Below are 710 nucleotides of genomic sequence, written 5' to 3'. Positions count from 1 at the left end.
CGCCGACGCCGCTCGACCCCGCTGATGATCTCCATCCCACCCACCTGCCCTTACCGACACTCTTACGAACGTCAGTAAGATCAGCGGGCACCCAGGCCAGGGAAGGCGGCCGTCGGCGGATGGGTACGATCTTGGTGCCGAAGCCGCCACGAGAGCGACCAAGTGCCTCACGCTCGTCCCGCTCCGCCGCTGTCGCGCCTTTTTGGCCGCCCCGGCGGCCTTGGCGTGCGCCCGCACGGAGGTGCCGTCGAGGAAGGTCATGCCGAGCCCCATGCCTCGGTCCTGCGCCATGCTCAGCAGGCGCTTCCAGACGCCCAGGCGCGACCAGCGTATGAAGGTCTGTGCGGCCATCCACCAGGGCCCCTCCTCCACCGGCAGGGCCCGCCACTTCGCGCCGTTGTCGTGCCGCCAGAGAATGGCCCCGATGGTCCGGCGCAGGTGCTGAGGTGGTACCTTGGCCTGCGGGCGGCAGGCCTCGACAAGAGGCTCCAGCACCGCCCACTGCTCATCCGTCAGCGCCATCCCGTTCTCCAGAAAGCCAGAGAACGCACGCACCTTGCCAAGGATTCAGGCGCTAACAGGTCCTTCTGTAATCGGGTCGGTCAATGACCGGCGTGGTGGTCACGTCGCGGGTTCCTCGCTTCTGTTCGTGGTCGGCGTGGAGCCGCCACAGGCTACGGCCAGGCAGGCGGGGTGGACCAATCTAGCAA

General features: G+C 67.6%; 1 pseudogene. It reads right to left on the bottom strand.

Features of this window, described 5'->3' with window-relative positions:
- Positions 1-130: 130 nt before the first annotated feature.
- Positions 131-522: pseudogene (locus ACO1BU_RS37675) on the bottom strand (transposase); the annotation flags it as partial.
- Between the last annotated feature and the right edge of the window lie 188 nt (positions 523-710).

The organism is Roseomonas chloroacetimidivorans (genome assembly GCF_049629625.1).
Taxonomy (GTDB): Bacteria; Pseudomonadota; Alphaproteobacteria; order Acetobacterales; family Acetobacteraceae; genus Roseomonas; species Roseomonas chloroacetimidivorans.
This window is presented reverse-complemented; position numbering and strand designations above follow the sequence as displayed.